This window comes from Cryobacterium sp. Sr3 (assembly GCF_004402835.1).
In the GTDB taxonomy this organism is placed as follows: domain Bacteria; phylum Actinomycetota; class Actinomycetes; order Actinomycetales; family Microbacteriaceae; genus Cryobacterium; species Cryobacterium sandaracinum.
The window spans coordinates 38,253-51,888 of the sequence record NZ_SOFA01000009.1 but is presented as its reverse complement, the minus strand read 5'-3'; the positions used below and the strand labels follow the sequence as shown (position 1 = coordinate 51,888).

Here is a 13,636-nt window from a genome sequence, read left to right as displayed (position 1 = left end):
CCTGCCCGTGTCGGTGTTCGGTGTAGTGGCGTCGTTCTGTGCGGTGCTGCCCGTGCTGTCCGTGCTGTTGTTCGCGCGGGTCAGTGCTTTACCAGGCGTTCGTACCAGGCCAGCGCGGACTGGTCGGTAAGGCTGGCGACCTGGTCGACGACGACGCGTTTGCGGGCTGCGGCGTCGGCGGCTGCGTGCCAGTCCTCCCGGTATCCCGCGTCGAGGTGTTCGTCCCCCGTCGCGTGCAGCGTGCGCGCCAACAGGGTGAGCACCTGCCTCTGCTCCACATAGATGGGCTTGCGGGTCTGTCGCGTCATCACGAAGGTCGCCACGATGCCCTTGAGCACGGCGATCTCCGCCTCGACCTCCCGCGGCACGACCACGTGGGCGCCGAACCGAATCAGGTCGCCCCCCGGGTTGGCGTCGCGGGTGGCGCGCACGGCGGCACCGCTGAAGCGGCCGATCAGCTGGCTGGTCAAGTTCTTCAGCAGGCCTTGGTCGCGGCGGCTGCCCGACCAGGTCTCAAGCCAGGCGTTGAGCGAGTCCAGCCGGTCGAAGGCGTCGGCCAGGTCCTCCTCGGAGAGACCATCGCCGGTCCACTCGGTCATCGTGGCCAGAAGCGACTCGTGGTTGGTCCGGCTGCCGAGCTGGCCGACGTCGATGTAGCCGTTGACGACGGCGTCCTCGAAGTCGTGCACGGAATACGCGATGTCGTCGGAGAGGTCCATCACCTGCGCCTCGATGCAGCGCCGGCGCTCCGCGGCGCCGGAGCGCATCCACTCGAAGGCCTCCCTGTCGTCCGGGTAGAAGCCGTACTTGGCGCGGCCGCTCGGATCGGCGACCGACGAGTCGGCTGGCCAGGGGTATTTGCAGCTCGCGTCGAGGCTCGCCCGGGTGAGATTGAGCCCATAGCTGCGGCCGTGACGGCCGAAGACCTTGGGTTCGAGTCGGGTGAGCAGGCGGAGCGTCTGCGCGTTACCCTCGAAGCCGCCGATGTCTGCGGACCAGGTGTTGAGGGCCTTCTCGCCGTTGTGGCCGAAGGGCGGATGGCCGATGTCGTGCGCCAGGCAGGCGGTGTCGACGATGTCCGGGTCGAGGCCCAGCCGCAGAGCGAGTTCGCGCCCGACCTGGGCGACCTCGAGAGAATGGGTGAGTCGGTTGCGCGCGAAATCGAGACCGGCGGCCGGGCTCAGCACCTGGGTCTTCGCGGCCAACCGGCGCAGAGCGCTCGAGTGCAAAAGCCGGGCCCGGTCGCGAGCGAAATCGCTGCGCCTGGAGCCGTGCTCCTCAGGCAGCCAGCGTTCCTCGTCGTGCCTGCTGTATCCGGTCTCATTAGCCACCGCTTGTGTCCCCTTCACCTTCGGTCAGATTGGCGCGTTCCGCCGACACCAGCTCCTGGGAGTCGAGCCAGTGTTCAGGAAGTGAGGTTTTCTTCGGGCTGCCGGCCCGACCCCGGGGCCCCTCGGCGCCCTCGCCGGGGTAGTCCTGATCGCCGTCGAGGGTGCCCAGCAGATCGTCGAGCTGCGCGAGCGAGACGACCGAGGCCAGGCTCGCCCGCAGGTCGCCGCCGACCGGGTAGCCCTTGAAATACCAGGCCACATGCTTGCGGATGTCCCGGCAGGCTCGCTCCTCGCTCTCGAAGAATTCGGTCAAGAGCACCGCGTGGCGGCGGAAGGCGTCGGCGACCTGGCCCAGGTTGGGCTGGATCCTGGCAGCCGCCGCGCCGAACTCGCCGCCGCGGAAAGCCGCGGCGAGGTCACCAAACAGCCAGGGGCGGCCCAGGCAGCCGCGCCCGACGACGACGCCGTCACAGCCGGTCTTCGCGACCATGCGCAGGGCGTCCTCGGCGGACCAGATGTCACCGTTGCCGAGCACGGGCACGCTGGTGACGGTTTTCTTGAGGGTCGCGATGGCGGACCAGTCGGCCTGGCCGGAGTAGTACTCGGCGGCCGTGCGGGCATGCAGGGCGATGGCCGCGACACCGGCGCCCTCGGCCGCCTTGCCAGCCTCCAGATAGGTCAGATGATCGGAGTCGATGCCCTTGCGCATCTTGACGGTAACCGGCACGTCACCGGCCGCGGTGACGGCACCCTCGACGATCTGACGGAAGAGCCCGAGCTTCCAGGGCAGGGCGGCGCCGCCGCCCTTGCGGGTGACCTTGGGAACCGGGCAGCCGAAGTTGAGGTCGATGTGGTCGGCCCGGTCCTCGGCCACAAGCAGGGTGACCGCCTCGGCGACGGTCTTCGGGTCCACGCCGTACAGCTGGATTGAGCGGGTCTTTTCGCTCTCGTGATGGTTGATCAGTCGCATCGACTCCGGCGTGCGTTCGACCAGCGCACGGGAGGTTATCATCTCGCTGACATAGAGGCCTGCGCCGTATTCACGGCACAGACGACGAAACGCCGTGTTGGTAATCCCTGCCATGGGCGCGAGAACGACGGGCACGTCGAGCGTGAGCGGGCCGATCGTGAGGTTCGCCGGGCTGGTCTGGGTTACGGAAGTCATCCGTTCAATTCTCCCCCACGCCGGGACGCCTACCTGACGACCCGGCTAGACGCCGCAGGAGCCGCCGCCGCAGCATCCGCCGGCCGCGGCTTGGCCGAGAAGTTCGATCGTGGGAACGGACGCGGCCTCGGCGGGGGCGACCGGGGCGGTGGTATCTGGTGCGTCGCTCATTTGTTCTTCTCCTCGGATTTTTCGGTGTGCGCCTGGCGGAGGGCCTGGACGAAGGTGTCGGGGTCCTGGGCGCCGGAGATCCCGTATTTGCCGTCGATGACGAAGAAGGGCACCCCCTGAATGCCGTAGGCGTTGGCCTGAGCGACGTCGGCCTTGACATCCGCGAGGAAGTCGTGGGCGGTCAGGGCGCGGATGACGTCGTCACGGTCCAGGCCGATTTCGGCGGCGAGGTCTGCGAGGTCGGCGATCCGGCCGACGTGGCGGCCGTCGACGAAGTAGGCCTTAAGCAGTCGTTCTTTCATGTCGAGCTGGCGGCCGTGCGCCTTCGCGTAGTGCAGCAGCTCGTGCGAGATGACCGTGTTGGTCTGATGCACGGAGTCGTAGTCGTAGTGCAGCCCGACGCTCTCGGCAATGCCGGTGACGCGCTCGAGCATCTGCTCGACCTCGGCGACCGGCAGGCCCTTGCGCTGACTGAGGTAGTCGACGGGGCTGCCATCGAAGTCGACCGGGGTATCCGGGGCGAGTTCAAAGCTGTGATACTCAACCTCGACGTTCCCGTCGAACAGGGCCGCCCCGGCCTCGAACTTGCGCTTTCCGATGTAGCACCAGGGGCACTGAACGTCGGACCAGATGTCTACTTTGATGGCTTCACTCACTGTGAGGTCAACCGATGGAGCCCCACGTTGTATTCCCGGCCTAGACGGTCGGGGCGTCCACGGCGCCGCCGTAGCGGCGGTTACGGGCCGCGTAGAGCTCGATCGCCCGCCACAGGTCCCCACGGCCGAAGTCCGGCCAGAGGGTGTCCAAAAACACCATCTCCGCGTAGGCGCTCTGCCAGAGCAGAAAGTTGCTGGTGCGCTGCTCCCCCGAACTGCGCAGGAACAGGTCCACGTCGGGGAGGTCCGCGGTGTACAGGTACCGCTGGATCGACTTCTCGGTGATCCCGGCGGGCTTCAACCTGCCTGCGGCCACGTCCTCAGCCAAGGCGCGCACGGCATCCGCGATCTCGGTGCGCCCGCCGTAGTTCACGCACATGGTGAGGGTGAGCACGTCGTTCCCGGTGGTCAGCCGTTCGGCGAACTGCAGTTCCTTGATGACGGATGCCCACAGCCGGGGCTTGCGTCCGGCCCACCGCACGCGCACCCCCCATTCGTTGAGCTGATCGCGCCGGCGGTGCAGGACGTCCCGGTTGAATCCCATCAGGAAGCGAACCTCGTCGGGTGACCGCTTCCAGTTCTCGGTGGAGAACGCGTAGACGCTCAGGTGTTTGACGCCGATCTGGATGGCCCCGGCGACGACGTCGAGAAGCGCAGCCTCCCCCGCCTTGTGGCCTTCCACCCGAGGCAGCCCGCGCGCGTTCGCCCACCGGCCGTTGCCGTCCATCACGACCGCCACGTGCTCGGGAACGGCCTGCTTCGGCAGGGCGGGCGGGTACAGGCCCGTCCAGTCCAAGGGTTTGAACGGCACCGCATCCTTGTGGGTCAGGGGCTTCTGGCCGAAGGGATTGAGGAAGGGCGCAGGGGTCATCGACTCACGTGTTCCAACGATCGAAGGCCGCGCCCGAGGTGCCACTGCGTGTAGGCGGCGACAACCCCGGTGGCCTGGGCTCTGGTCTGGGGAGGGGTGGATTTGGTGTGCTCCCAGTCGCCGGTCAGGAGGGAGCCGAGCAGGGTGATGGTGGCCGGATCGAGCCTCGGCGAACCAGGGGCTGCGCAATCGTCGCAGACGATCCCGCCAGCCTGCACAACCATCGCTGAGTGGGCTCCCCGGGCTCCGCACCGTGCGCAGTCCTGGAAACTGGGTGCCCAGCCGGCCATCGACAGTGCTCGGAGCAGATAGGAGTCGAGGGTAAGGCCGGCGCCGTGCTCACGGCGGGAGAGCGACCGGAGGGCACCCACGAGCAGCAGGTACTGCTGCAGCGAACCCTCCGCCTCGGTGAGCTTGTCGGCGGTTTCGACCATGGCGCTGGCCGCCGTGTAGCTCGGGTAGTCGGCCGTGATCAGGGCTCCGTAAGAAGCGATGGACTCCGCCTGCGTGATGACGTCGAGGCTCCGCCCCTCCCAAAGCTGCACGTCGGCGACCATGAACGGTTCGAGCCGGGCCCCGAATTTCGACGCGGTGCGGCGCACACCCTTGGCTACCGCGCGCACCTTCCCGTGCTGGCGCGTGAGCATGGTGACGATGCGGTCGGCTTCGCCCAGTTTCTGGGTGCGCAGCACGACGACATCATCACGGTAGACAGGCACCCCTGAATTCTCCCACCTGGCGGGAGCGCGGGGTCGTCAAGCGCGCCGATACCCACCGTTTCAGTGGTTTCATTAGGGGTGCCCTCCACCTCATTCTTCATCCCGCTCTGGCTCGACCTCACGGCCGTGGCCATCGGAGCCGTGCAGGGCGCCATGTTCGCCGGTCGCTTCACCGACCGCCGCTTCGACCTGCTCGGCATCGCGCTGATCGGCGTCACCGTGGGGCTCGGCGGCGGTTTGCTCCGCGATATCCTGCTGGGCGGCGTGCCGGCCGCGCTGCAGAGTAACTGGTACCTGCCGGTGTGCGCGGGGGCGGCTCTGCTCGGCATGCTGCTGCAGAGCCTGTTCAACCGGCTCGGCCCGTTCATCATCGCCCTCGACGCCGTGACCATCGGGCTGTTCGGCGCCCTCGGCACGAGCAAGGCACTCGCCGTCGGCCTGCCGGAGATCCCCGCCCTGTTCGTCGGGGTCGTCACGGCGGTGGGTGGGTCGGCCCTGCGGGACATGATGCTGAACGTGCCGATCGCCGTGATGCACGTCGGCTCGTTCTACGCCGTCGCGGCCGGGGTCGGCAGCGGCCTGCTCGTGGTGCTCTTCATGCTGCAGGTGCCCATCACCATCGCCGGGATCGCCTGCGTCGTGGTGACGACGGTCATCCGGATCCTCGCCGCGCGGTACGGCTGGAGCCTGCCGCAGCAGCGCGCGATCGGCAGTTGGCCCCGGTGGCGGCGCGACAATATCGTCGCCTTCCGGCGGCGCAGGAACCGCGGCGCCTGAGGCCCCGAACGGGCCCGAAACTGGTCCACAAACGACGGATTCCGCTCTCGCCTTTCATTGCGTCCCGGGTCAGACTGGTAAGAAGATCTCACGTCGTTTGGAGGAACCTCATGAACATGATGAAGGGCAACGTGCCCGATTCGATGCCGGATTTGATGCCGGTCCTGTCCCGAGGCAAGCACAGAAACCCACGTTCCGGCGCCTGTTTCATGGAGTTCGCCTCCTATCTCGCCGGAGTGGCCTGGAGTGACCACCCTGCCTGCACTCATCCGTTACTCGCCTCCGTCGCTCGGATGGTGAACGACTGCACGTCGGACACCGCCCGGGCCCGGCTGGTCCCGCTGATCCCGTCGGTGATCGGTCTGCGCGGGGACAACGCACGGGTGCGCTTGCTGATCGCTCTGCGGGCGGCCACATCCGCGCTCCCGGTCACGAGTGCAGACCACCAACGGGCCCTTGCCGTGGGGATCCTCAACTGCGAACGGTACCTGACCGAGGCCAACGGCACCATTCCCGACGACGTCGCCCTGCGCATCCGCAATTCGTTTGACGCGGCACCGGCGACCGAACGGTGGGCGCGAGACTTCATCGCCTCGATGGGATCCTGGTCTCGGAGCAAGTTCACGGACCGCACGGCGGAGACCATCATCCGGGTGTCCGTGCAGGGCATCGCGGAAGCGTGCGTTCCCGACCCGGACGGCCAGCTCTACGACCTGCTCGCCGGCGCGATCGACGACTGCACGATGGTGCTGACCCCTGCGCCCAAGGCACGACCGGCCAGGGCGACTGCCGACCCGACTCACGTCGCTCCGACGCACCGGGCGAAGACGAAGGACACGGCGCGGGTCTAGAGCCGGACTGACAGCACGCAGCCGAGAACCATCGCTCCGGCCGAGCGCCTCCCCCGGGGAAGGCACTCGGCCGGGCTGACGATTTTCTGCTCACGCGCCGGCTGAGTTCACGTGCCGGCTGAGGCTACCCGGGGTCAGGCGGTCGCGTCCGCCAGAGACCGCTTGCCGGCCTCGGCGCGGATGCCGCGGTTGACCGCCGACACCACCGACTTGAGCGAGGCGGTCGAGATGTCCGCGTCGATGCCGACGCCCCAGAACCGCGTGCCGTTGACGTCGAGTTCGACGTAGGCCGCGGCGAGGGCGTCGCCGCCTGCCGACATGGCGTGCTCGACGAAGTCGTAGAGGGTGATGGCGATGCCGCGTTCGGCCATCACGCCGAGGAACGCCGCGATCGGGCCGTTGCCCGCGCCGACCGCGCTGGACACGGTCGTGTCGTCGCGCAGGTCAACGGACAGTTCAACCGAACCGGAGAGGTCGCTCGAGGTGCGCGTGGCGTGCAGCTCGAACCGACCCCACTTGGCGTCGGGCGTGGTGTGGCTGGCCGGCAGGTACTCGTCGTTGAAGATCTCCCAGATCTGCTCACTGGTGACCTCGCCGCCCTCCTGGTCGGTCTTGGACTGCACGACGCCGGAGAATTCGATCTGCAGCTTGCGCGGCAGGTCCAGGGCGTGGTCGGTCTTGAGCAGGTAGGCCACGCCGCCCTTGCCGGACTGGGAGTTGACCCGGATCACGGCTTCGTAGCTGCGTCCGAGGTCCTTCGGGTCGATCGGCAGGTATGGGACCGCCCAGAGCAGGTCGTCGACGCCGCAGTCCTGCGTGGCGGCATCCACTGCCATGGCCTCGAAGCCCTTCTTGATGGCGTCCTGGTGCGAGCCGCTGAACGCGGTGAAGACCAGGTCGCCGGCCCAGGGGCTGCGCTCGGGCACAGGCAGCTGGTTGCAGTACTCCGCGGTGCGCTTGACCTCGTCGATGTTGCTGAAGTCGATCTGCGGGTCGATACCCTGGGTGAACAGGTTGACGCCCAACGCCACCAGGTCGACGTTGCCCGTGCGCTCCCCGTTGCCGAACAGGCAGCCTTCGATGCGGTCGGCCCCGGCCAGGTAGCCCAATTCCGCGGCCGCGATGGCTGTGCCGCGGTCGTTGTGCGGGTGCAGGGAGATGAGCACGTTCTCGCGGTGGGCGAGGTGGCGGGACATCCACTCGATGGAGTCGGCGTAGACGTTGGGTGTGGCCATCTCGACGGTCGCGGGCAAGTTGATGATGACCTTGCGCTCCGGCGTGGGCTCGAGGACCTCCAGCACCTGGTTGCAGACGTCGACGGCGAATCCCAGCTCGGTACCGGTGTAGCTCTCCGGGGAGTACTCGTAGTAGACCGTGGTGCCGGGGACGGATGCCTCGGCGGCGCGGCAGAGACGCGCGCCGGCCAACGCGATGTCGATGATGCCCTGCTTGTCTTCGCGGAACACGACCTTGCGCTGCAGCACGCTGGTGGAGTTGTAGAGGTGGACGATGGCCTGCCTGGCGCCCGCGATCGACTCGTAGGTGCGCCGGATCAGGTGCTCGCGCGCCTGGGTGAGCACCTGGATGGTCACGTCGTCTGGAATGGCATTTCCGTCGATCAGGCTGCGCACGAAGTCGAAGTCGGTCTGGCTGGCCGACGGGAAGCCGACCTCGATCTCCTTGTAGCCCATCCGCACGAGCATGTCGAACATGATGCGCTTGCGCTCGGGGCTCATCGGATCGATCAGCGCCTGGTTGCCATCCCGCAGGTCGACGGCGCACCAGCGCGGGGCCGCGGTGATGTGCTTGTCCGGCCAGGTGCGGTCGGGCAGCTCGATCGTGAACTGCTCCTGATACGGGCGGTACTTGTGAATCGGCATCCGGGATGCGGTCTGATTGTTTTTCATGATCTGGGATCTCCTCGCGAATGGTGGGTAGCCAACGACGAACTCCGCGACGAGGGAGGCCTCAGATTAGGACTCGTCGCGGCAGCGAAGAAGCAGCTCACCGAAAAACATAAGTGCAGGCTACCACCCTCGGCAGCACCCTCGGCAGCGGATCGAGTCACGCCACCCGATCGCATCCGGCGTTGAACGAATTCGACGGATAATTTCGGGAAATGGCCGGTTTCCGGCTGTCCGAGGCCGATACAGGCAAAATCTGCGTCGAATTCGTTCGGGGTGCTGGCGGTTCGGGGTGCTGGCGGAGTGCCGGCTAGAAGCCGAGGCGGCCCAGCTGTTTCGGGTCGCGCTGCCACTCCTTGGCGACCTTGACCCGGAGCGAGAGGAAGACCCGCTTTCCCACCAGCGGTTCGATCTGTTTGCGGGCGCGCACACCAACATCCTTCAACCGGCTGCCGGATTTGCCGATGATGATGCCCTTCTGGCTGTCGCGCTCGACGAACAGGTTCGCGTAGATCTCGACCAGTTCCTGGTCGTCGCGTTCGATGATGTCGTCAATGGTCACGGCGATCGAGTGCGGCAGCTCGTCGGTGACGCCCTCGAGCGCCGCCTCCCGGATGTACTCCGAGATGCGCGACTCGAGGCTCTCGTCGGTGACCGCGTCGGCCGGGTAGAGCGGGGCATCCGACAAGGGCAGCAGGCGCAGCAGCTCTGCGCTGAGGATATCAAGCTGGATGCGGCTGGTCGCCGAGATCGGCACGATCGCCTCCCAGTCACGCAGCTGTGACACGGCGAGGAGCTGGTTGGCGACACTGGTTTTGGAGGACATGTCGATCTTGGTCACGATGGCCACCTTGCGGGCCCGCGGAAAGTTGTCCAGCTGCTCGTTGATGAACCGGTCGCCCGGGCCGATCGGCTCGTTGGCCGGAATGCAGAGGCCCACCACGTCCACGCCGGACAGCGTCGACTGCACGAGGCTGTTCAGTCGTTCGCCCAGCAGGGTGCGCGGCTTGTGGATACCCGGGGTGTCGACCAGAATCAGCTGACCGTTCTTCTGGTGCACGATGCCGCGGATGGCGCGCCGGGTGGTCTGCGGCTTCGACGACGTGATCGCGACCTTCTCCCCGACCAGCGCGTTCGTCAGCGTGGATTTGCCCACGTTGGGGCGTCCCACGAACGACACGAACCCCGCTCGGAATCCTTCTACTTCAGTCATGACCGTTCACTCTCTCATCGTCCGACACTCCGAGGAATGCGTTCTGCGCGTCTATCAGCGCTTGGTCTCGTTCAACCAGCACGGTGCTGATTCGTTTGCGGCGGCCTTCGGTGCGTTCGGCGGTGAGGACCAACCCGCTCGCCCTGGCGACCGAGCCCGCCACCGGCAAGCGCCCGAGGGCCTTGGCCAGCAGGCCACCCACCGAATCCACCTCGTCGTCGTCCAGTTCCAGGTCGAACAGTTCACCGAGCTCGTCGACCGGAAGCCGCGCGCTCACCCGGAAGCGACCGTCGCCGAGTACCTCGACCTCCACAACGTCGCGGTCGTACTCGTCGGAGATGTCTCCCACGAGTTCCTCGATCAGGTCTTCAAGGGTGACCAGTCCGGCGATGCCACCATACTCGTCGACCACCATCGCGAGGTGGTTTGACTCGAGCTGCATCTGGCGGAGCAGCGCGTCGGCTTTCTTCGACTCGGGCACGAAGACGGCCGGTCGCTCGAGCTCCCGCACCGTGAGGCTCTCCGCGTTCGGCGGCCGCTCGTAGACGAGCCGGGCCACATCGCGCAGGTACAGGATGCCCGTGACGTCATCCACTTCGCCGTCGATGACCGGCACCCGGGAGAAGCCCTTACTCAGGAACAGGCCCATCGCCGCGCCGATCGATGAGTCCGCTTCGATGGTGACCATGTCGGTGCGCGGAATCATCACCTCGCGCACGACGGTCTCGTTGAACTCGAAGATCGAGTGGATCAGTTCCCGGTCGTCCTCCTCGAGGACGTCGAGCTCGGTGGCCTCGTCGACCATGCTGAGCAGCTGGACCTCCGACGTGAACGTGGCCAGCCGGGTGCGCCCGGGGGTGACCCGGTTGCCGAGGGCGACAAGCGCGTTGGCGATGGGGCCGAGGAGCACCCGGAGGAAGTGCACCAGCGGGGCGGTCGCGGAGAGCAACTCCACGGGGTGGGCCCGGCCCACGCTGCGCGGGCTGGCGCCGACGAGCACGAAGGAGACCGCGGTCATCAGCAGGGAGGACAGTAGCAGTGCCAGCCACAGCTCCTCGATCGTGGTCGCGAAGACGAGGGTCACCAGCACGGCCGCCGTGGTCTCGGCGATGATCCGTACAAAACTGATCGTGTTCAGGTGCGCCCCGGTGTCGGCGGCGATCGCCGTCAGGGAGCGCTTGGCACGGGACTTCTCGGCCAGGTCAAGAATGTCGGCCCGGGATTGGCTCGTGACGGCGGAGTCCACCGCGGCCATCAGGCCGCCGAAGGCGACCAACAGGATGGCCGCCGTGAGAAACCACCAGATCATCGGTCGCGGAGGCGTTCCTGCAGGGCGAAGCCGATCAGGATGTCTCGCTGGATGCCGAACATTTCCTTCTCCTCGGCGGGTTCCACATGGTCGAATCCGAGCAGGTGCAGCACGCCGTGCGTGGTGAGCAGCAGGAGTTCCTCGAGGGCGCTGTGCCCGGCTGTCTCGGCCTGGCCCTGGGCCACCTGCGGGCAGAGCACGATATCGCCGAGCAGCCCCGGCGGGGTCTCGGCGTCTTCGGTGCCCGGGCGCAATTCGTCCATCGGGAAGCTGAGCACGTCGGTGGGGCCCGGCTCATCCATCCATTGCACGTGCAGCTGCTCCATCGCACCCTCGTCGACGAGGACGATCGCCAGTTCGGCGTCAGAGTGCACGTGCATGGAGTCCAGAGCGTAGGCGGCCAGACGCAGGATGGCGGCCTCATCGACCGGGATAGTCGATTCGTTGTTGATTTCGATGCTCAAGAGGATCTCCGTTTCGGAAGGCGGTCGCGGGGAGAGTTGGGGCGGCCGGGTCCGCGACCTGCGAATTCCCGCGCCTGATCGCTTTCGTAGCGCTCGGCCTGCTTCTGCGCGTCGTATGCGGTCCAGGCGTCGACGATCCGGCCGACCAGGGAGTGCCGCACGACGTCGGCACTGCTCAGACGCACGAAACGGATGTCGTCGACCCCGTCGAGCACCCGGCTCACCAAGCGCAGCCCGCTCGAGCCCGCCGGAAGGTCAATCTGAGTGATGTCCCCGGTCACGACCATTTTCGAGCCGAACCCCAACCGGGTGAGGAACATCTTCATCTGTTCGGCAGTGGTGTTCTGCGCCTCATCGAGCACGACAAAGGAGGAGTTGAGCGTGCGGCCGCGCATATAGGCGAGCGGGGCCACCTCGATGGTTCCGGCTGCGAGCAGTTTGGGCACGAGTTCCGGGTCCATCATCTCGTTCAGGGCGTCGTACAGGGGGCGCAGGTACGGGTCGATCTTCTCGGTGAGGCTGCCCGGCAGGAAGCCGAGTCGTTCCCCGGCCTCGACGGCCGGGCGGGTGAGGATGATCCGTTCGACCTCCTTGCGCTGCAGCGCCTGCACGGCCTTGGCCATTGCCAGGTAGGTCTTGCCGGTTCCGGCCGGCCCGATCCCGAACACGATGGTGTCGGTGTCGATGGCGTCCACGTATTCCTTCTGCCCGATGGTCTTGGGGCGGATGCTCTTGCCGCGGGAGCTGAGGATGGCCGGGCCCAGACGTTCGGAAGGGCTCGTGGAACTGTCCGTGTCGAGCATCCGTGAGGAGGTGCTCACCTCGGACTCGGCGAGGTCACGCCCGCCGCGCACCATGAGCAGGAGCTCCTCGATCAGGCGACGCGCCGCCTCGACGTGCTCGGTCTCACCGATCAGGGTGACCTCGTTGCCGCGCACGTGCACGCTGACGCCGGGGTGTTCCTTCTCGACGGCGGCGAGCAGACGGTCGTCGGCGCCGAGCAGGCGCACCATGGCAATGCCGTCGACCGTGATGTGCACCTCGGCCTGGCCCGGCCCGGGCTCACCGGAAACCAAGCGTTCCCTCCCCGAGGGTTCCGCCGGCGGCCTGCGGGGCGAGCAGGTGAGCGTGGACGTGGAAAACGGTCTGCCCGACGGTGGCGCCGGTATTGAACACGAGCCGGAACTGGCCGTTGGACAGCCGGGCCGCCACAGCATCCGCCACCTCGATGAGTTCGGTCAGCAGCCCGGGGTCTCCGGCCGCGAGCTCGACCACGTTGCTGTACTCGGATGTTTTCGGCGTGATGACGACATGCACGGGCGCCTGCGGGGCGATGTCGGTGAAGGCGATGATCCGTTCGGTTTCGGCGACGATGGTCGCCGGGACCTCGCGCGCGGCGATGCGAGTGAAGATGGACGGTTCTTGGCCGGTGGAAGACATGTCTCTATCTTAAGCTCACGCGCTACCAGCGGCCGAGCGTCACGTTCAGGATGGAGAGGGCGGCCGGGCCGGCGGTGGAGGTGCGCAGCACATTGTCGCCCAGGCGCACCCGGGTGGCGCCTGCCTGCTCGAGCAGGGTCAGCTCGGCCGGGGAGATGCCGCCCTCGGGTCCGACGACGAGCAGGATATCCCGGTCGTCGGTCGGCGCCGCCTGCGAGGTCAGCCGTTCGCTCGCGGTGGGCTCCAGCAGCAGCATCCGGGTAGTGCCGGCCAGCTCGGCCAGCATTTTGGTGCTCGCCGGTTCCCCGACCGTGGGCAGCCACGCGCGAATCGACTGTTTCGAGGCCTCGCGCACAATGCTGGACCAGCGATCCCGGCCCTTCTTGATTTTGGCTCCCTCCCAGCGCGTCACGGAGCGGGATGCGGCCCACGGGATCACCCCGTCGATGCCGAGCTCCGTGGCCGCCTGCACAGCCAATTCGTCCCGGTCTCCCTTGGCGAGAGCCTGGACCAGACGGATGCGCGGCGTCAGCAGCGCGGTCACGGTCACCGTCTCGACGCGCAGGGTCAGCAGCCTCGCATCTGCGTCAACGACGGTGGCGGCGAGCATGAGCCCGGCCCCGTTCCCGATCTGCAGGCGCTCGCCCGGGCGCACCCGGCTGACGGTGACCGCGTGCCGGGCCTCGGCGCCGCCGATGCCGACGACCGCCCCCGGCACGCAATCGGCGGCGTGGAGCGCCTCATCGATGAAGAAGTGTGCCATCG

15 protein-coding genes are annotated in these 13,636 nt (G+C 67.2%); 2 read left to right on the top strand and 13 right to left on the bottom strand.

Annotated features, from left to right (window positions below):
* Positions 1 to 80 precede the first annotated feature (80 nt).
* The 6 genes from E3N94_RS02985 to recO are packed head-to-tail and all read right to left on the bottom strand — an operon-like array spanning position 81 to position 4,913.
* A complete protein-coding gene (locus tag E3N94_RS02985; protein ID WP_174721875.1) occupies positions 81 to 1,331 on the bottom strand; it encodes a deoxyguanosinetriphosphate triphosphohydrolase in 1,251 nt (416 codons plus the stop codon).
* On the bottom strand, positions 1,324 to 2,496 hold the full coding sequence (dusB, locus tag E3N94_RS02980; RefSeq protein WP_134569755.1) for a tRNA dihydrouridine synthase DusB: 1,173 nt from the start codon (positions 2,494 to 2,496) through the stop codon (positions 1,324 to 1,326). Before dusB ends, E3N94_RS02985 begins: the two co-directional genes overlap by 8 nt.
* A 45-nt stretch (positions 2,497 to 2,541) precedes the next feature.
* Positions 2,542 to 2,667 (bottom strand): hypothetical protein, encoded by a 126-nt coding sequence (locus E3N94_RS17425; protein ID WP_255409015.1) that lies wholly within the window; start codon positions 2,665 to 2,667, stop codon positions 2,542 to 2,544.
* Positions 2,664 to 3,323: a DsbA family oxidoreductase gene (locus tag E3N94_RS02975; RefSeq protein WP_134401607.1), complete on the bottom strand. Its 660-nt coding sequence runs from the start codon at positions 3,321 to 3,323 to the stop codon at positions 2,664 to 2,666. The genes E3N94_RS17425 and E3N94_RS02975 overlap by 4 nt, the downstream gene beginning before the upstream one ends.
* A gap of 40 nt (positions 3,324 to 3,363) precedes the next feature.
* Entirely contained in the window at positions 3,364 to 4,194 is an 831-nt protein-coding gene (locus E3N94_RS02970; RefSeq protein ID WP_104099988.1) for an isoprenyl transferase, read from the bottom strand.
* Positions 4,191 to 4,913: a DNA repair protein RecO gene (recO, locus tag E3N94_RS02965; protein ID WP_104099989.1), complete on the bottom strand. Its 723-nt coding sequence runs from the start codon at positions 4,911 to 4,913 to the stop codon at positions 4,191 to 4,193. Before recO ends, E3N94_RS02970 begins: the two co-directional genes overlap by 4 nt.
* A gap of 78 nt (positions 4,914 to 4,991) precedes the next feature.
* Here recO and E3N94_RS02960 point away from each other — a divergent pair, with 78 nt between their 5' ends.
* Both E3N94_RS02960 and E3N94_RS02955 read left to right on the top strand, forming a co-directional pair.
* On the top strand, positions 4,992 to 5,690 hold the full coding sequence (locus E3N94_RS02960) for a TRIC cation channel family protein (protein WP_233191248.1): 699 nt from the start codon (positions 4,992 to 4,994) through the stop codon (positions 5,688 to 5,690).
* 110 nt (positions 5,691 to 5,800) lie between these two features.
* The gene (locus E3N94_RS02955) at positions 5,801 to 6,541 is read left to right on the top strand and encodes a hypothetical protein (RefSeq protein WP_174720215.1); all 741 of its coding nucleotides are present in this window, start codon (positions 5,801 to 5,803) and stop codon (positions 6,539 to 6,541) included.
* Between the two features lie 134 nt (positions 6,542 to 6,675).
* Here the strand turns inward: E3N94_RS02955 and leuA are convergent, their stop codons facing one another.
* The 7 genes from leuA to E3N94_RS02920 form a co-directional block, all read right to left on the bottom strand.
* Positions 6,676 to 8,448 (bottom strand): 2-isopropylmalate synthase, encoded by a 1,773-nt coding sequence (gene leuA / locus E3N94_RS02950; RefSeq protein WP_134343374.1) that lies wholly within the window; start codon positions 8,446 to 8,448, stop codon positions 6,676 to 6,678.
* Between the two features lie 307 nt (positions 8,449 to 8,755).
* Positions 8,756 to 9,658 carry a GTPase Era gene (era, locus tag E3N94_RS02945; RefSeq protein ID WP_104099992.1) on the bottom strand — a complete coding sequence of 301 codons (903 nt, stop codon included), beginning with the start codon at positions 9,656 to 9,658 and terminating at the stop codon, positions 8,756 to 8,758.
* Positions 9,651 to 10,967, bottom strand: a complete 1,317-nt coding sequence (locus E3N94_RS02940; RefSeq protein ID WP_134569754.1) for a hemolysin family protein — start codon at positions 10,965 to 10,967, stop codon at positions 9,651 to 9,653. Before E3N94_RS02940 ends, era begins: the two co-directional genes overlap by 8 nt.
* A complete protein-coding gene (gene ybeY, locus E3N94_RS02935; protein WP_104099994.1) occupies positions 10,964 to 11,431 on the bottom strand; it encodes an rRNA maturation RNase YbeY in 468 nt (155 codons plus the stop codon). The genes E3N94_RS02940 and ybeY overlap by 4 nt, the downstream gene beginning before the upstream one ends.
* The gene (locus E3N94_RS02930) at positions 11,428 to 12,444 is read right to left on the bottom strand and encodes a PhoH family protein (RefSeq protein WP_134343403.1); all 1,017 of its coding nucleotides are present in this window, start codon (positions 12,442 to 12,444) and stop codon (positions 11,428 to 11,430) included. Before E3N94_RS02930 ends, ybeY begins: the two co-directional genes overlap by 4 nt.
* Positions 12,445 to 12,493: 49 nt before the next feature.
* Entirely contained in the window at positions 12,494 to 12,871 is a 378-nt protein-coding gene (locus E3N94_RS02925; protein ID WP_134569753.1) for an HIT domain-containing protein, read from the bottom strand.
* Between the two features lie 22 nt (positions 12,872 to 12,893).
* Entirely contained in the window at positions 12,894 to 13,634 is a 741-nt protein-coding gene (locus E3N94_RS02920; protein WP_134375022.1) for a 16S rRNA (uracil(1498)-N(3))-methyltransferase, read from the bottom strand.
* Between the last annotated feature and the right edge of the window lie 2 nt (positions 13,635 to 13,636).

Coding starts and splice junctions, on each gene's coding strand:
- dusB (WP_134569755.1), bottom strand. CDS start 2,496: ATGACTTCCGTAACCCAGACCAGCCCGGCGAACCTCACGATCGGCCCG.
- E3N94_RS17425 (WP_255409015.1), bottom strand. CDS start 2,667: ATGAGCGACGCACCAGATACCACCGCCCCGGTCGCCCCCGCCGAGGCC.
- E3N94_RS02970 (WP_104099988.1), bottom strand. CDS start 4,194: ATGACCCCTGCGCCCTTCCTCAATCCCTTCGGCCAGAAGCCCCTGACC.
- E3N94_RS02955 (WP_174720215.1), top strand. CDS start 5,801: ATGAACATGATGAAGGGCAACGTGCCCGATTCGATGCCGGATTTGATG.
- leuA (WP_134343374.1), bottom strand. CDS start 8,448: ATGAAAAACAATCAGACCGCATCCCGGATGCCGATTCACAAGTACCGC.
- era (WP_104099992.1), bottom strand. CDS start 9,658: ATGACTGAAGTAGAAGGATTCCGAGCGGGGTTCGTGTCGTTCGTGGGA.
- E3N94_RS02940 (WP_134569754.1), bottom strand. CDS start 10,967: ATGATCTGGTGGTTTCTCACGGCGGCCATCCTGTTGGTCGCCTTCGGC.
- E3N94_RS02930 (WP_134343403.1), bottom strand. CDS start 12,444: ATGGTGCGCCTGCTCGGCGCCGACGACCGTCTGCTCGCCGCCGTCGAG.
- E3N94_RS02925 (WP_134569753.1), bottom strand. CDS start 12,871: ATGTCTTCCACCGGCCAAGAACCGTCCATCTTCACTCGCATCGCCGCG.
- E3N94_RS02920 (WP_134375022.1), bottom strand. CDS start 13,634: ATGGCACACTTCTTCATCGATGAGGCGCTCCACGCCGCCGATTGCGTG.